Raw genomic sequence first — 20,426 nt, 5'->3', positions numbered from 1 at the left:
TCCTAACTCTGGCCGAGCTCGGGCAGGGGGTGGACGTACGCGGTCGCGCCGCGGATCTCGAAGACCTCCACGGTCGCGCCGACCTCGATCGCCTCGTGCTCGTCGTACGGCGCGGCCGTCCAGGTCTCGCCGCCGAGCTTGATCTGCCCGGCCTCCAGGCCGGTGATCCGCCGCGTGACGACGGCCCGCTGGCCGACGAGCTTGCCGGTGCCGAGCACCAGGTCGGGTCCCTGGTGCAGCCGCGCGACCAGTGACGGGCGCACGAGCCAGAGCATCGCGACCGCCGTGAGCCCGGCGATGATCACCTGGACCGGCACGCCGGCGCCCAGGGCCGCACTCACGGCGCCGGCCAGCGCGCCCACGGCCAGCATCGCGAGGACGAGGTCCAGGCTGACCAGCTCGGCCATGCCGAGCAGCGCAGCCAGACCCAGCCACACCGCCCAGGCGTGCTCGCTCAGCCAGTCCATGCCACGACCCTAGCGGTGCCGTGTTCGCCGACGGGCGCTCCAGCGTCCGTCCTCGTGGTCGAGGCGCAGCGGCATCGCGAACGTCGCGGAGAGGTTGGTCTCGGTGATGACCTCGTCGATGGGCCCGGCGGCCACCACGGCGCCCTTGCGGAGCAGCAGCGCGTGCGTGAACCCCGGCGGGATCTCCTCGACGTGGTGGGACACCAGCACGGTGGCCGGCGACGCGGGATCCTGCGCCAGCACCGACATCGTGGAGACGAGGTCCTCGCGGCCGCCGAGGTCGAGCCCGGCCGCGGGCTCGTCGAGCAGCAACAGCTCCGGGTCCGCCATCAGCGCGCGGGCGATCTGGACCCGCTTGCGCTCGCCCTCGCTGAGGGTGCCGAACGTCCGGTCGGCGAGGTGGAGCGCGCCGACCTCGGTCAGCAGTTGGGAGGCGCGCTCGTGGTCGAGGTCGTCGTACGCCTCGCGCCAGCGCCCGACCACGCCGTACGACGCCGACACGACGACGTCGTGGACCCGCTCGCTGCGCGGGATCCGCTCGGCCAGCGCGGCGCTGGTGACGCCGATGCGAGGGCGGAGGTCGAAGACGTCGACGGTGCCGAGCACCTCGTCCAGGATGCCTGCGACACCCGAGGTCGGGTGGATCTGCGCGGAGGCGACCTGCAGCAGCGTGGTCTTCCCGGCGCCGTTCGGGCCGAGGATCACCCACCGGTCGTCGGGCCCGACCCGCCAGCTCACCCGGTCCAGCAGCGTGGCCTGACCGCGCCGGATGGTCACCTCGGCGAAGTCGATCACGGCGCTCATGCGGTCACCCTATCGAGACGGTGATCGTCGCCTTCGGCGTATCCTCACCCGCCGTGACGGACCTCGCCTCGGGCCACCTCCCCGCCGCTGCCCGCCTCGCCTGGTGGGGCACGTCCTGGCTGCGCGGACACGTCGTCACCGACCTCCTGCTCGACGCCGTCCTGGGGCCGGACGCGACCCACGTCGTCGCCGGGCTGCCGGGCGCGGAGGGCACCGAGACACTGGTCGCGGGACTGGCCCGGCTGCGGTCCCTGGGTGCGTCGTACGTGGGTGCGGCGTTCCCGGCCGAGGGTGACCCGCTCGGCCTGGGAGGTCCCCGGGAGTTCAACGCGGAGGCGCTCGAGGAGGGCGAGGCGGTGGTCGTCGCCGGGACCGGTCTCGGCCTGGTGCCGCAGCGCACCGGGGCGGCGATCGCGTGGCGGGCGATCCCCGCCGAGCGTCGTCAGCTGCCGGACGTCGGCGAGGCCGACCGGGAGCTCCGCTCCGCCCTGGTCGAGTCGGCCAACGCCCTGGCCGGGCTCGACGTCGCGCAGTGGCGGCCCGAGGTCGCCGACCGGCTGATGAACCTGCGCCACCGCGAGCCGCTCGCGGCGCCGCCGGGCGTCCCGGGCCGGTGTGTCGAGCTGGCCGCGCGCGGCCTGCAGGCCACCGAGATCGTCGCGCTCGCACTGGAGGACGACGGCGGCGCGCTGTCGTCGTACGAGATCGAGCGGAGGCGGTCCGCGCTGACGCCGCTGGACCGCGCGGGGCGCCGCGCCCTGACCGCTGCGTGCTCGCCCGAGGTGTGGCCTCCGGCATGACCTCGGGCGCCGCACGACTAGCCTTCCGGGTGTCATGACTCCCGCCAAGCCCGAGACCCTGCTCATCACGCTGACCGGCAGCGACCGCCCGGGCGTGACGTCGGCCGTGTTCGGCGCACTGTCGAGCGCCGGCGTCGAGGTGCTGGACATCGAGCAGATCGTGCTGCGCGGCAAGCTGATCCTCGGCGTCCTCGTGACCGCTCCCCGACACGTGCCGCGGATCATCGAGGCCGTGCAGTCCACCGCGTCGGCGCTCGGGATGAGCGTCGACGTCGAGCAGGGCGTCGGTGACAACAAGGCGCGCGGCGCGGGTCGCTCGCACGTCACCGTCATCGGCAGCCCGCTGAACGCCGCCGCGATGGCCGCGGTGGCCGGACGGATCGCCGATGCCGGCGCCAACATCGACCGCATCGAGCGGATGGCGCGCTACCCCATCACCGCCATCGACCTGCACGTCTCGGGGGCGTCGACCGAGGCGCTGCGCACGGTCCTGGCCGCCGAGGCGTCCCGGCAGGCCATCGACATCGCCGTCCAACCCGCCTCCCTGATGCGCCGCGGCACCCGGCTGATCGTCATGGACGTCGACTCCACGCTGATCCAGGGCGAGGTCATCGAGATGCTCGCCGCGCACGCCGGCTTCGAGCCCGAGGTCGCCGAGATCACCGAGGCGGCGATGCGCGGCGAGATCGACTTCGAGGAGTCGCTGCGCCGCCGGGTCACCCTGCTCGAAGGGGTGCCGGCGTCCGCGCTCGACGAGGTGTACGACGCCATCGTGCTCGCCCCGGGTGCGCGCACCATGGTCCGGACGCTGCGCCGCCTCGGCTACCGGTTCGCGATCGTCTCCGGCGGCTTCAGCCAGATCACCGACCGGCTGGCCGCGGACCTCGGCATCCACTTCGCCCGCGCCAACGAGCTCGAGATCGTCGACGGCCGGCTCACGGGCCGGATCGTCGGGCCGGTCGTGGACCGGGCCGGCAAGGCGGCCGCGCTGCGCGAGTTCGCGGCCGAGATCGGGGTGGCCGAGGCTGCGGTCATCGCCATCGGGGACGGCGCCAACGACCTCGACATGCTCAACGCTGCGGGTCTCGGCATCGCCTACAACGCCAAGCCGCTGGTCCGCGACGCCGCGGACACGTCGGTGAACGTGCCCTACCTCGACGCGATCATGTACCTGCTCGGCATCTCCCGCGAGGAGATCGAGGCCGCCGACGCCGAGGCCGGCATCGTCACGCCTCGGCCGCCTGTCTGAGGGGCTCCTCCAAGGCCCGCTTGAGCGTCTCGCGCGCGGCGGCGTACCGACTCCTCGCGGTGGAGGCGTTGAGGCCGAGCAGCTCCGCGGCCTCGACGATCGTGAAGCCGTCCCAGTGGATGAGCATGACCAGCTCGCGCTGCGCGTCGTGCAGGCGCAGGACGGCGTCGCGGACGGCGTGCCGTTCGGCCGGGTCCGACGCCGGCGGCGTCGTGGCGACCTCGGCGCGCAGCCGCTCGGCGAGCGAGGTGCGCCGGCGGATCGAGCGGCGGTGGTTGGCGAGCACGTGGGCGGCGATGGTGAACAGCCACATCCGCTGGCGCGTCGGCTCGGCGGGGAGGCTGGTGTGCCGCCGCCAGGCCTGGAGCAGGACCTCGCCGAGGAGGTCGGCGGCGTCCTCGCGGACGCTGACGCGTCGCTCGAGGTAGGCGAGCAGGTCAGGCGACGTGCTCCGCAGCGCGTCGCGCACCGCGGCCCGGTCGCGCGGCGTCACAGCATGCACCCGGTCGTGCTGGTGCCGACCATGACCGCCCGCACGTCCAGGCCCTGGCCGGCCAGGTGGGACCGGAGGCGGTCGATCACCCACCGCGACACCGCGGTGACCTCCAGGTCGTCACCGGTCAGCCGGGGCTGACGCTCCGCCGGGTCGTCCTGGGCCGCGCGCACCCGGCGCTCCTCGTCCTGCCACCAGGCGATCGCCTGGGCGCGGTCGACCGCGGCGTAGTCGAAGTCGGCGAGGTAGGCGCGGGCGGCCGTCAACGTCGCCGCGCGCTCCGCCTCGGTGAACGTGGCGGAGACCGGCTCGCCGTCACCGGGGGCGAGCTCCTCGGCCCACACCTCGACAGTGCAGGTCTGCCCGGACGACGTCGAGAACGACGGCCAGCCCGGCAGGACGCCAGCAGCGGTCGCCGCGGCGCCCAGGCCCATGACCCCGGCGGCCACGCCGGCGGCCACCGTCACGCGGCGGGGCCAGCGGCGGTTCTCCGGCTCGGTCGCGGCGACCAGCGCGTGCAGCTCCCGCTCCAGGTGCGGGGTCGGCGGCGTGACGGGCGGTGCGGACTCGTCGAGCAGCTGGTCGAGATCCATGGCGGACTTCCTCTCGGGAGGTGGCGCTGACACCCCCTACATGTCCGGCACGCGGGGAAGCGTCCAGCTCACTCCCGGCCGACGTGGAAGGCCACCAACCGGGCTCCACCCTCGCGGAGGTCGGTCCACGGCCCGTCGTGCTCGAACACGGCCGCGGCGCTGGTCGGGTAGCCGCTGAACAGCTGCTGGGTCAGCTCGGCGTCCGCGTCGCCGTCGTCGAGCAGCTGGGCCAGCGACGCCATCGTGGGGTTGTGGCCGATCACGACGAGCGTCGAGACGGAGTCCGGGACGAGCCGGATCAGGTCGAGGGCGGTCTCCGGCCCGGCGGCGTACAGACTCCGGTCGAGGTCGGGCTCCAGCGTCCACGAGGCGCCCTCGGCCACCGACTCCCAGGTCTCGCGCGTGCGCAGGGCGGCGGAGACGAGCGCGTGGTCGGGCACCAGGCCCTGCCGCGCGAACCAGGCTCCGGCGTCGGCAGCGTCGCGGTGGCCACGCGGCGCCAGCGGGCGGTCGAAGTCGGTGGGCCCGGCCTGCTCGGCCTTCGCGTGCCGCATCACCACGAGTCTGCTCACCGGCACATGGTCCCAGCCTCCGGGCGCGCTGTCAGGACCCGGGTCAGGCACCCATCGCGTGGAGCCCGCCGTCGACGTGGACGATCTCGCCGGTGGTCGCCGGGAACAGGTCCGACAGCAGGGCGCAGACCGCCTTCGCGGTCGGTTCGTGGTCGGCGTTGTCCCAGCCCAGCGGCGCGCGGTCGCTCCACATCGTGTCCAGGTCCTCGAAGCCGGGGATCGCCTTGGCAGCGAGCGTCTTGAGCGGCCCGGCGGAGACCAGGTTCGACCGGATGCCGTGCGGACCGAGGTCGCGGGCGAGGTAGCGCGAGGTCGACTCCAGCGCGGCCTTCGCCACACCCATCCAGTCGTACGCGGGCCACGCGACCGTCGCGTCGAACGTCAGCCCGACGATCGAGCCGCCGGGACCCATCAGCGGCCGGCAGGCCTCGGCGAGCGACTTGAGGGAGTACGCCGACACCTGCACCGCCTGCGCGACGTCCGGCCACGGCCCGGTCAGGAACTTGCCGCCGAGCAGCGTCTCGGGGTTGCCGTACGCGATGGAGTGGACGACCCCGTCGAGACCATCGACGTGCTCGCGCACCTGCGCCTCGAGGCCGGCCAGGTGGTCGTCGTCGGTGACGTCGAGCTCGAGCACCGGCGGCTCGACCGGCAGCCGCTTGGCGATCCGGCGGGTGATGCCGAGCGCCCGCCCGAAGTTGGAGATCAGCACGGTCGCGCCCTGCTCCTGCGCGACCTTCGCGGTCGCGAAGCCGATCGAGCTGTCCATCGTCACGCCAGCGACGAGGATCCGCTTGCCGTCGAGAATGCCCATGATCAGTGCCCCATTCCGAGTCCACCGTCGACCGGGATCACGGCCCCGGTGACGTACGCCGCGCCGGGGCCGGTCAGCCACAGCACCGTCTCCGCGATCTCCTCCACCGCGCCGTACCGCCCGAGCGGGACCTGCGCGAGGATCGCGGCCTTCTGGTCGTCGGTGAGCACCCCGGTCATGTCGGTCTCGATGAAGCCGGGTGCGACGACGTTCGCGGTGATCGACCGGGAGCCGAGCTCGCGTGCGATCGACCGGGCCATGCCCACCAGGCCGGCCTTGGAGGCGGCGTAGTTGACCTGGCCCGCCGAGCCGAGCAGGCCGACGACCGACGAGATGAAGACGATCCGGCCGCGCTTCAGGCGCAGCATCCCCTTCGAGGCCCGCTTGGCGAGCCGGAAGGAGCCGGTGAGGTTGGTGTCGATCACCGACGACCAATCGTCGTCCGACATCCGCAGCAGCAGCGTGTCGGCGGTGATGCCGGCGTTCGCCACCAGGACCTCGACCGGACCGTGCGCGGCCTCGATCTCGGCGAACGCCGCGTCGACCTGCGCCGGGTCGGTGATGTCGCACCGGACGTCGAGCGCTCCGTCGGGCGCCCCACCGCTGCGCGTGGTGACCGCGACCTGGTCGCCGTTGGCGATGAACGCCTCGGCGATCGCGCGGCCGATGCCGCGGTTGCCGCCGGTCACGAGGACCGACCTGGGCTCGGGTGCTGTGGTGTCCACGGGGCTCACGTCCGCGACGCTAGCGATTACCCCTCAGTACGCCGAAAAGGCTCAGTCGTCCTCGAGCCGGAACCCGACCTTCATGCCCACCTGGAAGTGCTCGACCGCGCCGTCCTTGATCTGGCCACGGACCTGGGTGACCTCGAACCAGTCGAGGTGGCGGAGCGTCTTGCCGGCGCGCTCGACGCCGTTGCGGATGGCGGCGTCGATGCCCTCGGGCGAGGTGCCGACGATCTCCGTGACGCGGTAGGTGCGGTTGGTCATGATGTCTCCTGATCCGGTCGTGGAGGGCTCACCCTAGCGACGTACGATGGACCAATGGCCCGGGACCTGCGTCGCGACCGCGACGAGGCGGTGCGGATCACCACGGCGTCCTCCAACCGGCAGGACGAGATCTGGGCGCGCCAGCGGCGCTACCTCTTCTCGATGGTCATCCGGACGGCGTGCTTCCTGGGCGCGATCGTCGCCTCGGGCTGGCTGCGGTGGTCCCTCGTCGCCGCCGCGGTCCTGCTGCCGTACGTCGCCGTCGTCATGGCCAACGCGGTCGCGTCCAAGGACGACGGGTTCGACCTCCAGGAGGGCGCGGCGGGCCGGATGCTCGGCCCGGGAACCGCCGGCGAGCGTCCACCGGGCTCCTAGGCCACGATCAGGGCCCGTGACAGAATCGCCGCGCGTGCCGGGTCTCCCCCGTTCCGGTACGCCGTGGTGCCGGACGGCTTCCCCCGTGGCTGTCCGGCACCACGCATGTCGCGACACGTGCACTCCAGGAAGGTCCGCATGACCGAGAACGAAGGCCCGGAGGTCGAGGTCTGCTCGGCCAAGGGCTGCACCACGCCGGCGGCGTGGGAGCTGCTCTGGAACAACCCCAAGGTGCACACCCCCGACCGCCGCAAGGTCTGGCTGGCGTGCGACGAGCACAAGCAGTCGCTGTCGGACTTCCTCGGCGCGCGGCAGTTCCTGAAGGACGTCGTACCGCACGCCTGAGCCCTGGGGTCGATCCCCCGCTCAGCCGCCGATCGCCGACATCGGGCGGTCGGGCTGGAGGAACGTCGGGTCGTCGATGCCGTGGCCGGCGCGCTTGCCGGCCATCGCGGTGACCCAGCGCCCGGCGATCTCGTCGTCTGTGGCACCGGAACGCAGTGCGGCGCGCAGGTCGGACTCCTCGCGGGCGAACAGGCAGTTGCGGACCTGGCCGTCGGCGGTCAGCCGGACCCGGTCGCAGTCGCCGCAGAACGGCCGCGTCACGCTGGCGATCACGCCGACCGTCGCCGGTCCCCCGTCGACCAGGAACAGCTCGGCGGGCGCGCTGCCCCGAGGCTCCTCGGCCGGCGAGAGCGTGAACTCGCGCTCGAGGTGGGCGAAGATCTCGTCCGCGGTGATCATCCCGTCGCGACTCCACCGGTGCTGCGCGTCCAGCGGCATCTGCTCGATGAAGCGCAGCTCGTAGCCCTCGCCGATCGCCCAGCGCAGCAGCTCGGGCGCCTGGCCGTCGTTGATGCCGCGCATCAGGACGGCGTTCACCTTCACCGGACCGAGACCGGCCTCCTGGGCGGCCGCGAGCCCTGCGATCACGTCGGCGAGCCGGTCGCGCCGGGTGATCTCCTTGAACGACTCCCGGCGGATGCTGTCCAGGCTGACGTTCACCCGGTCGAGCCCGGCCTCCGCGAGGGCGTGCGCCATCCGGGCCAGCCCGAGCGCGTTCGTGGTCAGCGACGTCTCGACACCGAGGGCGCTGGTACGCCGCACGATGTCGACGAGACCACGGCGCACCAGCGGCTCACCGCCGGTGAACCGCACCTCGCGGACGCCGAGCAGCTCGACCCCGATCCGGACCAGCCGGACCACCTCGTCGTCGCTCAGCACGGTGTCGTCGGGCAGCCAGTCGAGACCCTCGGCGGGCATGCAGTAGGAGCAGCGCAGGTTGCAGCGGTCGGTCAGCGACACCCGGAGGTCGGTGGCGACCCGGCCGTAGCGGTCCTCGAGCTTCCTCGTCTGCACCCCTGCAGTCTAGGCCGACGGTGGGCGGCGGATAGCCTGTGGCGTGCGTTCGTTCAGGTTCCTGCTGAGCCGGCGGTGGGTGCTCTTCGCGCTGGTCGTCGGCCTGCTCTGCTACGCCAGCTGGTGGCTCGGCGAGTGGCAGTTCGGTCGCCTGGAGGACAAGAAGGACAGCAACGCCGTCATCCGGGCGAACGAGGATCGCGCCGCCACGCCGGTCGACGAGGTGCTCTCCCCCGGCGGGGGCGTCGCCGAGGACGACGAGTGGCGGCTCGTGACCGCCACCGGCACGTACGACGTCCCGAACACCGTGGTCGTGCGCTACCGCACCCGCGACGGGCAGTCGGGCGTGGACGCCGTCGTCCCGCTGGTCACCGCGAACGGGACCGCGCTGCTCGTGGATCGCGGCTGGATGCCGTCGGAGAACCAGGGCACCAGCCCCACCGACCTGCCCGAGCCGCCCGAGGGTGAGGTCACCGTCGAGGGCTGGGTCCGCGCCGACGCGACCGGCGACAGCACCGCCGTCGACGACCACTCGACCCGCGCCATCTCCAGCAGCGAGATCGGCGAGGCCATCGGGGAGCCCGTGTACGGCGGCTTCGTCCAGCTCAAGACCGAGGACGGCGAACCCGCGGCGGACCTCGAGCCGGTCGAGTTGCCCGAGCTGAACAACGGGCCGCACTTCTTCTACGGCCTGCAGTGGTGGTTCTTCGGCATTCTCGCGGTCTTCGGGTTCTGCTACCTCGCGTTCGACGAGTGGCGCACCGGGCGCCGCACCGACGAGACCTCGGACGAGCCCGACCGGGTCGTCTCCGAGCGCAAGCAGCGGCGCGCGGCGAAGAACGCGCACAAGCAGAAGGTGCGCGCGGCCTACCAGGCGGCGTACCAGGCGGAGCGGGATCAGAGGGCGCGCAGCATGCCGCCGTCGACGGGCAGCATCGAGCCCGAGACGAACGACGAGGCCGGCGACAGCAGGAACGCCGCCACCCGGCCGAACTCCGCCGGCTCGCCGTAGCGCCTGAGCGGGATCGTCCGCGTCGCCGCCTCCCGCGCGGCCGCCTCGTCGCCGGTCGACGCGTCCAGCTCGGCCACCCGTTCGGTGCCGATGCGGCCCGGCAGCAGGCCGTTCACCCGCACGCCCGCCGGGCCGAGCTCGTCGGCGAGGGTCTTCGCGACCATGGCCAGGCCCGGTCGGAGCCCGTTCGAGATCGCCAGGTTGGCGAGCGGGGCGCGCACGCTCGACGAGAGGACGTACGCGATCGCCCCACCTGCCGGCAGGGCGGCCCCGATCTCACGGCCGAGCCGCACCGCACCGAGGAAGACCGATTCGAAGGCCGCCGTCCACTGCTCGTCGGTGGTGCCGGCCACGGAGCCGGGAGGTGGTCCGCCGACGCTGATCAGCGCCCCGTCGAGACGACCCCACCGGTCCTGGGCCGCCGCGATCAGCCGGCCCGGTGTCGCCGGGTCGGCGTTGTCGGCGACCACGGTCTCGACGGACTCGCCGCGTGCCGGGTCGAGGGTCTCCTCCGTCCGGCCGGAGAGCACCACCCGGGCGCCCTCGGCCACGAGCACGTCGGCGGTCGCGCGCCCGAGCCCGCGGGCGCCACCGGTCACGAGGAAGACGCGGTCGGTCAGGTCGAGGTCCATGCCGCCAACCCTAGGCGCGCCTGGCCAGCTGGATGCGCACGTCCTGGACGAGCTCCAGGCGGGCGGGCAGCAGGGCCCGCACCTGGTTCAGGGCCTCGTCGCGCTCGGCCGGGTCCAGGACGAGGTACGCCGACACGGTCGCGAGGTGGCGGACGTACGCGTCGGCGTCGTACGTCGAGCGCCGCGGCACCACGGTGAGGTCGACGGCCTCGAACTCGGGCAGGTCACCCGGTCCGGCGTACGCCGCCTCCAGGCCCGGGACCTCCGCGTCGATCTCCGCCTCGACCGCGGCGACCGCGGCGGCGAGCCCGGGATCGGCGAGCTCGGTCCGCGCGCCGAACACCGCCACGACACCGCCCGGGCGCAGCAACGCCGCCACGCGCTGCCAGCGGGTCGCGGGATCGGTCCAGTGGAACGCCGCGGCCGCGAAGCAGAGGTCGACCGGGCCGACCGCCCCGGGGTCGACGTCCTCGAACGTGGCAGGCAGCACCGTCACCGGGAGGTCCGCCGTCTCGGCCTCGAGCACGTCCCGCATCCCGGGATCGGGCTCGACCGCGGTCACGTGCACCCCGCGCCCGGCGAACAGCCGGGTCGCCTTGCCGGTGCCCGCGCCGATCTCGAGAGCGCGCCGGACCGGGCCCACCGCGTGGCCGAGCACGAGGTCGGCGACCTCGGCCGGGTAGCCCGGCCGGAACCGATGGTAGTCCTCCGCGGCGTCCCCGAAGCTCTGCGAGCGGTCCATGCTCAGACCGGGGCCTGGTCCACCACGAACTGGGTGCGGTAGAGGTCGGCGTACAGCCCGCCCTCGGCCAGCAGGCTCGCGTGCGTGCCGCGCTGCACGACCCGGCCGTCGTCGATCACGAGGATCTGGTCGGCGTCGCGGACCGTCGAGAGCCGGTGCGCGATGACCAGGGACGTGCGCCCCTCGAGGGCGGCGTCGAGCGCGCGCTGGACCGCGGCCTCGGACTCGCTGTCGAGGTGGGCGGTGGCCTCGTCGAGCACGACGATCGCCGGTGCCTTGAGCAGCAGCCGGGCGATCGCGAGCCGCTGCCGCTCGCCCCCGGACAGGCGGTAGCCGCGGTCGCCGACCACGGTGTCCAGCCCGTCGGGCAGGTTGCGCAGCAACGGGGCGATCTGCGCGGCGTCGAGCGCGGCCCAGATCTCCTGGTCGCTCGCGCCCGGGCGCGCGTAGAGCAGGTTCGCCCGGATGGTGTCGTGGAACATGTGCGCGTCCTGGGTGACGTAGCCGACGGCGTCCTCCAGGGACTGCAGCGTCACGTCGCGTACGTCGCGGCCGCCGACGCGGACCGCGCCGCCGCTCACGTCGTACAACCGGGCCACCAGGTGGGTGATCGTCGTCTTGCCGGCGCCGGACGGTCCCACCAGCGCGACCATCTGGCCGGGCTCGGCGGTGAAGCTGATGTCGGTCAGCACCGGCCCGGAGTCGCGGGACTCGACCCGCGCGACCGTCTCGAGCGAGGCGAGGGAGATCTCGTCGGCCCGGGGGTAGCTGAACGCGACGTGGTCGAACTCGAGCCGCGACGCGTGGGGTGGCACGGCGACGGCGTCGGGCTTCTCCTGGATCAGCGAGGGCAGGTCGAGCACCTCGAAGACCCGCTCGAAGCTGACCAACGCGGTCATCACGTCGATGCGGACGTTGGACAGGCTCTGGAGCGGGCCGAGCAGCCGCAGCAGCAGCGTCGCGAGCGCGACCAGGGTGCCGACGGTGAGGGCGTCGTCGATGACCAGCAACCCGCCGACGCCGTACACCAGGGCGGTGGCGAGCGCCGGGACCATCATCATCGTGGCCGCGAAGATGCGGGTGAGCAGCGAGATGCGCACCCCGAGGTCGCGCACGGTCGCGGCCTTCGTGGCGAACAGCGCGTCCTCGTCGGCGCGGCGACCGAACAGCTTCAGCAGCATTGCGCCGCCGACGTTGAACCGCTCGGTCATCGCGTTGCCCATGTCGGCGTTGCCGTCCATCTGCTCGCGTGTGAGGCCGGCCAGCCGCGCGCTCACCCAGCGCGAGCTGAGCAGCATCAGCGGGAAGATCGCCAGGCAGAGCAGGGTGACCTGCCAGCTCAGCGCCACCATCGCGACGCCGACCACGAGCACCGAGATCGTGCTGGCGACCGTGCTGGACAGGGTCGAGGTGAACGCCCGCTGGGCGCCGATGACGTCGTTGTTGAGCCGGGACACGAGCGCACCGGTCTGGGTGCGGGTGAAGAACGCGAGCGACTGGCGCTGCACGTGGCCGAAGACCTGGGTGCGGAGGTCGAAGATGAGCCCCTCGCCGATCCGCGAGGAGAGCCAGCCCACGCCCACCGACAGCAGCGCGCTGACGAGCGCCACCCCCGCCATGGCGAGCGCGAGCACCACGATCAGCTGGCGGTCCTCGCCGATGATGCCGTCGTCGATGATGCGCTGCGCGAGCAGCGGCGACACGACCACCAGGCCGGCGTCGATGACCGTGAGGACCAGGAAGAACGAGATCAGCCGCCGGTGCGGCCGGGCGAAGCCGAGGACGCGACGGACCGTGCCGGGCTCGATCCGGTTGTGGACCACGCTGCGGTCCGAGCGCAGGTGGCGCCACGCGGCGCCCGCTCCTTGCATCCCCGACATCCGGTCTCCCTACTGTCCCATCAGTGCCGCGAGCTCCCGGAACCGGCGGATCTGCGCCTCCCGCTCCAGCCGACGCTGCTCGTCGAGGCTCCGGTCGGAGGCTCCCTGCAGCAGCGCCTTGGTCTCGCGGACCGCGCCGGGCAGCGGCGCGGTCAGGGCCGCTGCGAGGTCGGCCACCGTCGCCTCGAGCTGGTCGGCCGGTACGGCGGTGAGCGCGAGCCCGATGCCCACGGCCTCGTCGGCCCCGACCATCCGGGCGGTCGCGCAGATCTCCAGCGCCCTGGCATAGCCAACGCACTCGACCAGCGGCTTTGTTCCCGTGAGGTCCGGGACCAGGCCCAGCGCGGACTCCTTCATCGAGAACTGCACGTCGTCGGCGACGATCCGCAGGTCGCACGACAGCGCCAGCTGGAACCCGGCACCGATCGCGTAGCCCTGGACCGCAGCGACCGACACGAAGCGCGGGTCGCGCAGGAACGTGAACCCCTGCTGGAAGTCGTCGATGGCCGCGGAGATCTCCTCGTCGCTGCGCCCGAGCAGGCCGGCCACCGACTCCTCACCGGTGGTGGCCGGGTCGAGCATGGCGCGGTCGAGACCGGCCGAGAAGGTCGAGCCGGCGCCCTTGACCACCACGACGCGGACGTCGTCGGGGATCTCGGTCCCCAGCGCAGCCAGCGCGCGCCACATGGCCGGTGTCTGGGCGTTGCGCACGGCGGGGCGGTCGAGCGTGATCGTGGCGATCGGGCCGGCCACGTCGTACTGCAGTCCGGCGGTCTCGAGGGTCTGGGCGTCCATGGCCGAACCCTAGAACCCGGGACGGACACCGCGCGCAGAGGGTGGTTTCGACGCGGTGAGCGCCCGGGTAGAGGTCTCACCACGAGACGAGGTGTCGGACCACGCGAGGGGTGGACGTGTCGCACGCAGAGCTCCGGATCGAGCCGGAGGACCTGACCCAGGTCGGGGCGACGCTCGATGCCGCCGGCAGCGACCTGTTCGGCCACGCCCCCGACCTCGACGTCGCCCCCGACGCCGGCGTGTCCACCAGCGAGCTCGCGGCCGCCCTGACCTCGCTCGCGACGGCGGTCGCCGGCCTGGGCAGCGAGCTCGGGTCCCTGGCGGAGAGCACCGGCGCGGTCAGCGCCATGTTCGTCGCCACCGACGGCGCCGTCGCCGGGGAGTTCACCCCGTGAGCGACGTCCTCGACACCCGCGTGCACGGCGATCCCGCGGCGTGCACGGCCGCGGCGTCCAGCGCTGCCGGGGTCCGCACCGCGATCGCCGACGCCGAGACCTCGGCCCGCAGCGCCCGGTCCCAGGCGGCCGGGTCCTGGAGCGGCCAGGCGGGCGCCGCGTTCGAGACGAGGGTCGACGCCCTGATCGACGACCTGCAGACGCTGTCCGACCGGGTCGAGGTCATCGAGGACGCGCTCACCGACTTCGCGGGCGAGCTCACCGTGGTGCAGGACCGGATGGCTTCGGCTCGCGCGAGCGCCGCGGCCGGCGGCATCGCGGTGAACGGGACGGACGTCATCGCGCCGACGCCTCCGGACGCGATGAGCCAAGGGCAGGTCGACGCGTTCAACGACCGGGTCGCGGCGTGGAACGAGGCCGTCGAGATCGCCGCAGGTGCCCGTACCAAGGAGAGCGAGGCGCACTCACGGCTCGGCGACCGGATCTCCGCCTCGACCGGCGACGGCTTCGTCGAGAACCTGCTGGAGCGGCTCGGGCTGCTGCCGTCCGACTTCGCCGACGGCGACGACATCGGCTCCTACCTGCTCGGCCTGGGCGGGCTCACCTTCGGTGCGGCCAGCACCTACATGGTCTCCGCTCGGTACGGCCGCTTCCAGCCGCGGATCAACGGCGCGTTCGGCACGACCCGGGGGCTCACCTTCGCCGACCGCTTCCGGGCCGGTCTCACCCCCGGTCGCAGCTTCCACGCCGGGCCGTACCAAGCCGGCGCCCGCAACGCGTGGACGAACGCCGGCCGCTGGGCGGGCCGGTTCGGCTCCGTCGCGACCGCCGGCTTCGCGGGCTGGAACCAGTGGCAGGCAGACGCCGACGACCCGTCCCTGAGCGACGCGGAGCGCGGAGCCCGGGCGACGACCGTGGGCGTATCGACGGCGGCCGGCGCCTGGGCCGGGGCGCAGGGCGGCGCCTACCTCGGTGGCGCCATCGGCACCGCCATCTGTCCCGGCCTCGGCACCGCGATCGGCGGCGTCGCCGGTGGCCTCATCGGCGGCGCGGCCGGAGGCTTCGTGGGCAGCGAGTTCGGTCAGGCGGTCATGGGCGGTGTCGGCGACGCGACCGACGCCGCCGTGGACTTCATCGGGGACGCCGGCAGCGCGGCCGCAGACTGGACGGGTGACACCGCCGGGAACGTCGCGGACGCCGTGACGTTCTGGGACTGAGGAGGCGACGTGGCAGCGCTGGTGATGATCCTCGGCGGGCTGGCCCTCGCCGGGCACAACGTCTGGCAGCGGCGGGGCCGCTCGTCCCTCGCCCGCGCCTGGGCCGACCCCGGCGCGGGCGCGCTCACCCGGCGGGCCGTCCTCGTCGTCCGTCCGCTGATCGCGGTGGTCCTGGTGCTCGGCGGTCTCCTGGTCCTCCTCGAGGACGCCGAGGCCGCGGCCGTGGTCCTCGGCCTCGCCGTCCTGGCCGGGCTGCTGCTCATCGCGGCATGGACGATGCTCCCGCTCCCCGTTCCCTCGGCCCTGCAGCCGCAGTGGTACCGCCGCCGGAGCGACGCCCGTGTCGTCTGAGCTGACGGCTCCCGACGGCTGGGAGGTGGTGACGGAGCCGGCCGTCGGCACCCGTCTCGTCGCCGCGGAGCCCGAGCACGGCGGGTTCCGCGCCAACCTCGTCGTGACGAGCGTCGCCTGCGGCGGACTGTCGTTCTCCGAGTGGCAGGCCGGCACCGACGTGGTGCTCGGGCGGACGCTCGATCGCTACCTCGTGATCGACCTCGAACGGGTCGCCGTGGCCGGCCACCCGGGCGGGCGGCGGCTCGCCCACCACGTGGGTCCGACGGGCGAGGCACTGACCATGGAGCAGTGGTTCACGGCGGTCGACGACGTCGGCCACACCCTCACCGCGACGGTGCCGACGTCGCGCTACCTCGACCTCAGCGACACCATGGGTCGCGCGGCGGCGTCCTGGCGGCCCTCATGATCCTCGACCTCGTCGTCGCCGGCCGTGACACCCGGCTGACCCACCGGCTGACCGTTGGCTCCGACTCCTGCACGCTGCTGCTCGGCGTCCACGACGGGGTCCACGAGGAGGTGCAGGAGGCGCCGAACCTGGTCCCCGCCGCACTGGTCCGGTTGACCCGGCTCCGGCCCCGCAAGCACGCCCAGGCGCCGAGCCCGCTGCCGATGGATGGAGACCTGGTCGCCGCGCTCCTCGGCACGGACGTCGACGTACGCCGCGAGGTCCTGGCCACCCTCGGCGCCGACTTCGCCTGGCAGATCAGCGGAGACGGCGTCCTGCTCACCGCGATCGACGGTCCCCTCGGCGTGCACCTGCTGGCGGCGGGGGCGTTCGAGCCGGCCACGAACACCGAGGTCTACCGGCGGTTCCTCACGTACGTCAGTGTCGCTGGCTCGACACCGAGCACCTCGAGCGCGCCGGCCCCCAGCCGTGCCGCCGTGGCGACGTCCGAGCCCGACGGGTCGGTCCACCAGTAGTTCCCGACACCGGGATCGGTCTCGGTCGGGTCGTCATCGCCGGGCGCGAGCCAGCCGAGCTCGCGCAGGGCGGCGTGCTGCTCGTCGGTCACCGGCCAGGTGCCGCCGAAGTGGTCGCACGAGCCGACGCACTCGCCGAACAACGTGCCGTCATGACGGAGGTACTGCACGTAGCGCGTCGGAGGTGGCGGCGTACGGCGGCGGAGCAGGCCCCGCGGCGGGCCGGGCTCGCCCGCCGGCTCGCCGAGGACCACGCTCTCGCGTTCGCCGAGTGCGGCGATCTCCTCCCTGAGGGAGCCTTCGACGTCGTCCACGTGCCTGACCGTACCCGTCAGGCCAGCGACACCAGGTCGGCGTACTCGGCGTTCCAGAGGTCCTCGACGCCGTCGGGGAGGATCAGCACGCGGTCCGGCTCGAGCGCGTGCACCGCGCCCTCGTCGTGGGTGATGAGGATGATCGCGCCCTCGTAGGTGCGGATCGCGGCCAGCACCTCCTCGCGAGACGCCGGGTCGAGGTTGTTGGTGGGCTCGTCCAGCAGCAGCACGTTCGCGCTGGAGACGACCAGGGACGCCAGCGCGAGCCGGGTCTTCTCGCCGCCGGACAGCACCTTCGCGGGCTTGTGGGCGTCCTCGCCGGAGAACAGGAACGACCCCAGCACCGAGCGGGCCTCGGTGTCGGTGAGCTGCGGCGCGGCGCTCTGCATGTTCTCGAGCACGGTGCGCGTGACGTCCAGGGTCTCGTGCTCCTGGGCGTAGTAGCCGATCTTCAGCCCGTGGCCCGGGACGACCTTCCCGGTGTCCGGCTGGTCGACACCCGCCAGGATCCGCATCAGGGTCGTCTTGCCCGCGCCGTTGAGGCCGAGGATCACGACGCGCGAGCCCTTGTCGATCGCGAGGTCGACGTCGGTGAAGACCTCGAGCGAGCCGTACGACTTGGACAGCTCCTCCGCGGTGAGCGGGGTCTTGCCGCATGGCGCCGGCGCGGGGAACTTGATCCGGGCGACCTTGTCGGACTGGCGCTCGGCCTCGATGCCGGCGACCAGCTTCTCGGCGCGCTTGAGCATCGACTGCGCGGCCTGGGCCTTGCTGGCCTTCGCCCGCATCCGGTTGGCCTGGTCGGTGAGCGTCTTGGCCTTGTTCTCGGCGTTCATCCGCTCACGCTTGCGGCGCTTCTCGTCGGTCTCGCGCTGGGTGAGGTACGCCTTCCAGCCCATGTTGTAGACGTCGATCTCGGCACGGTTGGCGTCGAGATGCAGGACCCGGTTGACGGTCGCCTCGAGCAGCTCGTTGTCGTGGCTGATCACGATCAGCCCGCCCTTGTGCGCCTTCAGGAACGCGCGCAGCCACACGATCGAGTCGGCGTCGAGGTGGTTGGTCGGCTCGTCGAGCAGCAACGTCTCCGCGCCCGAGAACAGGATCCGGGCCAGCTCGACGCGTCGTCGCTGGCCGCCGGACAGTGTCTTGAGCGGCTGGGCGAGGATGCGGTCCTCGATCCCGAGGCTGTGCGCGATCGTCGCGGCCTCGGACTCCGCGGCGTACCCGCCGCTCGCGTGCAGCTCGGAGTCGGCGCGCTCGTAGCGGCGCATCGCCTTGTCCCGGACCGCCAGGTCGTCGCTGCCCATCTCCGTCTCGGCCTGGCGGAGGCGTCGTACGACGTCGTCGAGGCCGCGCGCGGAGAGGATCCGGTCGCGGGCGATCACCTCGGGGTTGCCGATCCGCGGGTCCTGCGGGAGGTAGCCGACCTCTCCGGTGGCCTGGACCGTGCCCGACGCGGGCAGTGCCTCGCCGGCGAGGATCTTGGTGAGCGTGGTCTTCCCGGCGCCGTTGCGGCCGACCAGGCCGACCTTGTCACCGGCTGCGACCCGAAAGCTGACGTTCTCCATGAGGAGGCGGGCGCCGGCGCGGACCTCGAGCTGCTGAGCGGTGATCATGACTGGGCAATCGTAGGGGTGGGTAGCGTCCTCTCTGACATCGAGGAGGGATGCATGCGGTTCAACCCCAAGGCGCGGCTCAACACCCGACGGATGGGCGACGCGGGCCGCTCGGGGGCCCGCGGTGGTGGATCGGGCATGCCCATCCCCGGCGGGCTCGCCGCAGGCGGCGGCATCACCGGCCTGATCATCGTCGTCGTGATCGTGGTGGCGTCGATGTTCCTCGGCGGCGGGGACTCCGGCGGGGCCTTCGACACCTCGCGGATGTCCGACACCGACCGCTACGAGCACTGCAAGACCGGCGCGGACGCGAACGACGACGTCGACTGCGCGCGGGTCGCGGTGGAGAACTCGCTCTACGACTTCTGGTCCGACACCCTGCCCGAGTTCGAGCCCGAGCAGGAGCTGCGGACGTTCACCGGCGGCGTCCAGACCGGGTGCGGGCAGGCCTCCGCCGACGTCGGGCCGTTCTACTGCCCGGCCGACCAGACGATCTACCTCGACACGACGTTCTTCGACGAGGTCCTCGAGCGCCAGCTCGGCGGCCCCGACGGCGGGTTCGTCGAGCCGTACGTGCTCGCCCACGAGTACGGCCACCACATCCAGAACCTCATGGGGACGATGGGCCGCGTGAAGACCCAGCAGGGCCCGCAGAGCGACGCCGTCCGGCTCGAGCTGCAGGCCGACTGCTACGCCGGCATGTGGGCCCGCGCCGCGACCACGACGGAGGACGAGGACGGCAACGTGCTCATCACCCAGCTCACCCAGGAGGACATCGAGCAGGCGATCGAGGCGGCGGAGGCGGTCGGCGACGACCGGATCCAGTCGTCCGGCGGCGGGTCTGTGGACCCCGACTCGTTCACACACGGGTCGGCGGAGCAGCGGGTGGCGTGGTTCCGGACCGGCTACGAGAACCGCTCGCTGCGCGACTGCGACACCTTCGCCGCGGGCTCGGTCTAGGCGCTGGGCATGCACGGAATGGTCACCAACCGCAGATCGGACACGCTCCCACCTGCGGTTGGTGACCATTCCTGAGGCCCGGCTCGCACCGTCGCCGTCGTGGCGCGGCCGTGAGTCGGGTTCGCGACCATGCGCCGCGGGCTCGATCCGGGCACCGGCTAGAGCCCGAGCAGCGCCTCGAGGTGCGGGAACTGCCGCTGCAGCGCCCGCAGGTGCGGGGCGACCGACGGGTGCCGGTACTTCCCGGCCAGGGCACCCTCTCCCCCGGCGACCCGCGCCAGCGCCCACTCCGCCCGGTTGAGCACTGTGTAGACCGCAGTGATCCGCGCGCCGAGCGTGACCTCGTCGCGGGTGGCCACCCCGTCCGGGAGTCCCATCAGGTAGGCGTCGAGCAGCGGCTCGAGCTCCTCGCGCGCGGCCAGCGCGTAGTAGCCCAGGTCCGCCCCGACCGGACCGGTCCCGAGCATCGCCCAGTCGACGGCGATGACGTCGTCACCGTCGCGGCCGCGCAGGTTCGCCGGCGTCGGGTCGCCGTGCTGCGGGACCTGCACCAGCGCGTCGGCGCGGGCCAGCATCTCGGTACGCCGGCTCCACAGGACGTCGGCGACGTCTGCGACGGTCGTCCGGGCCAGGGTCGGCCAGCCACCGCGCCGTTCGACGCGGTCCATCCGGTCGCGGAGCTGGTTGCGCGCGAGCCACGGCATCGGCGTCAGCTGGGCGCCGGCGAAGCGGCCGAGGGCGTGGGCGACGAACAGCCCGCTGGTGGCGGCGTCCTCGACCCACTCCTCAGTCAGCGTGATGCCCTCGACGTCCTCGTCCACGGCTGCACCCGTGGGCGCGCGCAGGCCAGGGGTCTCGGCGACGATCCCGCTGAGCAGGACCTCGGCGGATCGGCGCCAGTAGGCGAAGTGACGGGGCTGGCTGAGCTCGGCCTGGTCGTCCTCGAGGGGCGCGGCGAGCCGCTTCACGACCACGGGCTGATCGCCGAGCGAGGTGCGCCAGACTCCGACGGTGGAGGCACTCGAGCCTGCCGGGAGCGCCAGCCACCCGGGTTCGGGCTGCCACATGGCTCG

At 73.0% G+C, this 20,426-nt stretch carries 26 protein-coding genes; 10 read left to right on the top strand and 16 right to left on the bottom strand.

Annotated elements, in window-relative coordinates; translation table 11 throughout:
* Nucleotides 1-2: 2 nt before the first annotated feature.
* Nucleotides 3-467 (bottom strand): NfeD family protein, encoded by a 465-nt coding sequence (locus ABD875_RS02370; protein ID WP_345170866.1) that lies wholly within the window; start codon nt 465-467, stop codon nt 3-5.
* A 9-nt stretch (nt 468-476) separates the two neighbouring features.
* Nucleotides 477-1,271, bottom strand: coding sequence for an ABC transporter ATP-binding protein (locus ABD875_RS02365; RefSeq protein WP_345170865.1), 795 nt, complete (start codon nt 1,269-1,271; stop codon nt 477-479).
* A 53-nt stretch (nt 1,272-1,324) separates the two neighbouring features.
* Here ABD875_RS02365 and ABD875_RS02360 point away from each other — a divergent pair, with 53 nt between their 5' ends.
* Both ABD875_RS02360 and serB read left to right on the top strand, forming a co-directional pair.
* A complete protein-coding gene (locus ABD875_RS02360; RefSeq protein ID WP_345170864.1) occupies nt 1,325-2,071 on the top strand; it encodes a hypothetical protein in 747 nt (248 codons plus the stop codon).
* Between the two features lie 34 nt (nt 2,072-2,105).
* The gene (gene serB / locus ABD875_RS02355; RefSeq protein WP_345170863.1) at nt 2,106-3,320 is read left to right on the top strand and encodes a phosphoserine phosphatase SerB; all 1,215 of its coding nucleotides are present in this window, start codon (nt 2,106-2,108) and stop codon (nt 3,318-3,320) included.
* Here serB and ABD875_RS02350 read toward each other — a convergent pair.
* From ABD875_RS02350 to ABD875_RS02325, 6 genes are all read right to left on the bottom strand, one after another.
* Nucleotides 3,298-3,822 (bottom strand): RNA polymerase sigma factor, encoded by a 525-nt coding sequence (locus ABD875_RS02350; RefSeq protein WP_345170862.1) that lies wholly within the window; start codon nt 3,820-3,822, stop codon nt 3,298-3,300. The genes serB and ABD875_RS02350 overlap by 23 nt on opposite strands.
* Nucleotides 3,810-4,406, bottom strand: a complete 597-nt coding sequence (locus ABD875_RS02345; RefSeq protein ID WP_345170861.1) for a hypothetical protein — start codon at nt 4,404-4,406, stop codon at nt 3,810-3,812. The genes ABD875_RS02350 and ABD875_RS02345 overlap by 13 nt, the downstream gene beginning before the upstream one ends.
* 68 nt (nt 4,407-4,474) lie before the next feature.
* Nucleotides 4,475-4,978: a SixA phosphatase family protein gene (locus tag ABD875_RS02340; protein ID WP_345170860.1), complete on the bottom strand. Its 504-nt coding sequence runs from the start codon at nt 4,976-4,978 to the stop codon at nt 4,475-4,477.
* Nucleotides 4,979-5,021: 43 nt separating this feature from the next.
* Nucleotides 5,022-5,792, bottom strand: a complete 771-nt coding sequence (fabI, locus tag ABD875_RS02335; RefSeq protein ID WP_345170859.1) for an enoyl-ACP reductase FabI — start codon at nt 5,790-5,792, stop codon at nt 5,022-5,024.
* 2 nt (nt 5,793-5,794) lie between these two features.
* Nucleotides 5,795-6,517: a 3-oxoacyl-ACP reductase FabG gene (gene fabG / locus ABD875_RS02330; protein WP_345172654.1), complete on the bottom strand. Its 723-nt coding sequence runs from the start codon at nt 6,515-6,517 to the stop codon at nt 5,795-5,797.
* Nucleotides 6,518-6,568: 51 nt separating this feature from the next.
* Nucleotides 6,569-6,781 (bottom strand): dodecin, encoded by a 213-nt coding sequence (locus ABD875_RS02325; RefSeq protein ID WP_345170858.1) that lies wholly within the window; start codon nt 6,779-6,781, stop codon nt 6,569-6,571.
* A gap of 54 nt (nt 6,782-6,835) precedes the next feature.
* Between ABD875_RS02325 and ABD875_RS02320 the strand changes: the two genes are divergently transcribed.
* Both ABD875_RS02320 and ABD875_RS02315 read left to right on the top strand, forming a co-directional pair.
* The gene (locus ABD875_RS02320) at nt 6,836-7,156 is read left to right on the top strand and encodes a DUF3099 domain-containing protein (RefSeq protein ID WP_345170857.1); all 321 of its coding nucleotides are present in this window, start codon (nt 6,836-6,838) and stop codon (nt 7,154-7,156) included.
* Nucleotides 7,157-7,294: 138 nt separating this feature from the next.
* Entirely contained in the window at nt 7,295-7,501 is a 207-nt protein-coding gene (locus ABD875_RS02315; RefSeq protein ID WP_345170856.1) for an acetone carboxylase, read from the top strand.
* 21 nt (nt 7,502-7,522) lie between these two features.
* Here ABD875_RS02315 and moaA read toward each other — a convergent pair whose 3' ends face one another.
* On the bottom strand, nt 7,523-8,515 hold the full coding sequence (gene moaA / locus ABD875_RS02310; RefSeq protein WP_345170855.1) for a GTP 3',8-cyclase MoaA: 993 nt from the start codon (nt 8,513-8,515) through the stop codon (nt 7,523-7,525).
* 43 nt (nt 8,516-8,558) lie between these two features.
* Between moaA and ABD875_RS02305 the strand changes: the two genes are divergently transcribed.
* Nucleotides 8,559-9,527, top strand: coding sequence for an SURF1 family cytochrome oxidase biogenesis protein (locus ABD875_RS02305; protein ID WP_345170854.1), 969 nt, complete (start codon nt 8,559-8,561; stop codon nt 9,525-9,527).
* On the opposite strand, the gene ABD875_RS02300 is transcribed toward ABD875_RS02305, so the two are convergent.
* From ABD875_RS02300 to ABD875_RS02285, 4 genes are read right to left on the bottom strand one after another with little or no spacing between them, the layout of a single operon-like run.
* Nucleotides 9,413-10,159, bottom strand: coding sequence for an SDR family oxidoreductase (locus tag ABD875_RS02300; protein ID WP_345170853.1), 747 nt, complete (start codon nt 10,157-10,159; stop codon nt 9,413-9,415). The two genes, ABD875_RS02305 and ABD875_RS02300, sit on opposite strands and share 115 nt — an antisense overlap.
* Nucleotides 10,160-10,169: 10 nt before the next feature.
* The gene (locus ABD875_RS02295; protein ID WP_345170852.1) at nt 10,170-10,901 is read right to left on the bottom strand and encodes a class I SAM-dependent methyltransferase; all 732 of its coding nucleotides are present in this window, start codon (nt 10,899-10,901) and stop codon (nt 10,170-10,172) included.
* A gap of 2 nt (nt 10,902-10,903) precedes the next feature.
* Entirely contained in the window at nt 10,904-12,781 is a 1,878-nt protein-coding gene (locus ABD875_RS02290; RefSeq protein WP_345170851.1) for an ABC transporter ATP-binding protein, read from the bottom strand.
* A gap of 9 nt (nt 12,782-12,790) precedes the next feature.
* Nucleotides 12,791-13,576 carry an enoyl-CoA hydratase/isomerase family protein gene (locus ABD875_RS02285; RefSeq protein WP_345170850.1) on the bottom strand — a complete coding sequence of 262 codons (786 nt, stop codon included), beginning with the start codon at nt 13,574-13,576 and terminating at the stop codon, nt 12,791-12,793.
* A gap of 116 nt (nt 13,577-13,692) precedes the next feature.
* On the opposite strand from ABD875_RS02285, the gene ABD875_RS02280 reads away from it, so the two are divergent.
* The 4 genes from ABD875_RS02280 to ABD875_RS02265 are packed head-to-tail and all read left to right on the top strand — an operon-like array spanning nt 13,693 to nt 15,948.
* Nucleotides 13,693-13,971 carry a hypothetical protein gene (locus ABD875_RS02280; protein ID WP_345170849.1) on the top strand — a complete coding sequence of 93 codons (279 nt, stop codon included), beginning with the start codon at nt 13,693-13,695 and terminating at the stop codon, nt 13,969-13,971.
* On the top strand, nt 13,968-15,188 hold the full coding sequence (locus ABD875_RS02275; protein WP_345170848.1) for a WXG100 family type VII secretion target: 1,221 nt from the start codon (nt 13,968-13,970) through the stop codon (nt 15,186-15,188). Before ABD875_RS02280 ends, ABD875_RS02275 begins: the two co-directional genes overlap by 4 nt.
* A 9-nt stretch (nt 15,189-15,197) precedes the next feature.
* Nucleotides 15,198-15,539 (top strand): hypothetical protein, encoded by a 342-nt coding sequence (locus ABD875_RS02270; RefSeq protein WP_345170847.1) that lies wholly within the window; start codon nt 15,198-15,200, stop codon nt 15,537-15,539.
* The gene (locus tag ABD875_RS02265) at nt 15,529-15,948 is read left to right on the top strand and encodes a hypothetical protein (protein WP_345170846.1); all 420 of its coding nucleotides are present in this window, start codon (nt 15,529-15,531) and stop codon (nt 15,946-15,948) included. The genes ABD875_RS02270 and ABD875_RS02265 overlap by 11 nt, the downstream gene beginning before the upstream one ends.
* A 394-nt stretch (nt 15,949-16,342) precedes the next feature.
* Here the strand turns inward: ABD875_RS02265 and ABD875_RS22585 are convergent, their stop codons facing one another.
* Nucleotides 16,343-16,777, bottom strand: a complete 435-nt coding sequence (locus ABD875_RS22585) for a TY-Chap domain-containing protein (protein WP_379187333.1) — start codon at nt 16,775-16,777, stop codon at nt 16,343-16,345.
* Nucleotides 16,778-16,794: 17 nt separating this feature from the next.
* A complete protein-coding gene (locus ABD875_RS02255) occupies nt 16,795-18,393 on the bottom strand; it encodes an ABC-F family ATP-binding cassette domain-containing protein (RefSeq protein WP_345170844.1) in 1,599 nt (532 codons plus the stop codon).
* 54 nt (nt 18,394-18,447) lie between these two features.
* Between ABD875_RS02255 and ypfJ the strand changes: the two genes are divergently transcribed.
* A complete protein-coding gene (gene ypfJ / locus ABD875_RS02250; RefSeq protein WP_345170843.1) occupies nt 18,448-19,353 on the top strand; it encodes a KPN_02809 family neutral zinc metallopeptidase in 906 nt (301 codons plus the stop codon).
* Nucleotides 19,354-19,511: 158 nt separating this feature from the next.
* On the opposite strand, the gene ABD875_RS02245 is transcribed toward ypfJ, so the two are convergent.
* Entirely contained in the window at nt 19,512-20,420 is a 909-nt protein-coding gene (locus ABD875_RS02245) for a phosphotransferase (protein ID WP_345170842.1), read from the bottom strand.
* Between the last annotated feature and the right edge of the window lie 6 nt (nt 20,421-20,426).

Origin of the sequence: Nocardioides caricicola (assembly GCF_039541135.1) — a bacterium.
Classification (GTDB): Bacteria; Actinomycetota; Actinomycetes; order Propionibacteriales; family Nocardioidaceae; genus Nocardioides; species Nocardioides caricicola.
The sequence above is the reverse complement of the archived record's forward strand: the minus strand, read 5'-3'. Positions and strand labels throughout refer to the sequence as shown.

What these genes read in the sequence shown, in the direction of transcription:
- ABD875_RS02370 (WP_345170866.1), bottom strand. Translation starts at nt 467, where the DNA reads ATGGACTGGCTGAGCGAGCACGCCTGGGCGGTGTGGCTGGGTCTGGCT.
- ABD875_RS02365 (WP_345170865.1), bottom strand. Translation starts at nt 1,271, where the DNA reads ATGAGCGCCGTGATCGACTTCGCCGAGGTGACCATCCGGCGCGGTCAG.
- serB (WP_345170863.1), top strand. Translation starts at nt 2,106, where the DNA reads ATGACTCCCGCCAAGCCCGAGACCCTGCTCATCACGCTGACCGGCAGC.
- ABD875_RS02345 (WP_345170861.1), bottom strand. Translation starts at nt 4,406, where the DNA reads ATGGATCTCGACCAGCTGCTCGACGAGTCCGCACCGCCCGTCACGCCG.
- fabI (WP_345170859.1), bottom strand. Translation starts at nt 5,792, where the DNA reads ATGGGCATTCTCGACGGCAAGCGGATCCTCGTCGCTGGCGTGACGATG.
- ABD875_RS02325 (WP_345170858.1), bottom strand. Translation starts at nt 6,781, where the DNA reads ATGACCAACCGCACCTACCGCGTCACGGAGATCGTCGGCACCTCGCCC.
- ABD875_RS02320 (WP_345170857.1), top strand. Translation starts at nt 6,836, where the DNA reads ATGGCCCGGGACCTGCGTCGCGACCGCGACGAGGCGGTGCGGATCACC.
- ABD875_RS02315 (WP_345170856.1), top strand. Translation starts at nt 7,295, where the DNA reads ATGACCGAGAACGAAGGCCCGGAGGTCGAGGTCTGCTCGGCCAAGGGC.
- ABD875_RS02300 (WP_345170853.1), bottom strand. Translation starts at nt 10,159, where the DNA reads ATGGACCTCGACCTGACCGACCGCGTCTTCCTCGTGACCGGTGGCGCC.
- ABD875_RS02295 (WP_345170852.1), bottom strand. Translation starts at nt 10,901, where the DNA reads ATGGACCGCTCGCAGAGCTTCGGGGACGCCGCGGAGGACTACCATCGG.
- ABD875_RS02290 (WP_345170851.1), bottom strand. Translation starts at nt 12,781, where the DNA reads ATGTCGGGGATGCAAGGAGCGGGCGCCGCGTGGCGCCACCTGCGCTCG.
- ABD875_RS02285 (WP_345170850.1), bottom strand. Translation starts at nt 13,576, where the DNA reads ATGGACGCCCAGACCCTCGAGACCGCCGGACTGCAGTACGACGTGGCC.
- ABD875_RS02255 (WP_345170844.1), bottom strand. Translation starts at nt 18,393, where the DNA reads ATGATCACCGCTCAGCAGCTCGAGGTCCGCGCCGGCGCCCGCCTCCTC.
- ypfJ (WP_345170843.1), top strand. Translation starts at nt 18,448, where the DNA reads ATGCGGTTCAACCCCAAGGCGCGGCTCAACACCCGACGGATGGGCGAC.
- ABD875_RS02245 (WP_345170842.1), bottom strand. Translation starts at nt 20,420, where the DNA reads ATGTGGCAGCCCGAACCCGGGTGGCTGGCGCTCCCGGCAGGCTCGAGT.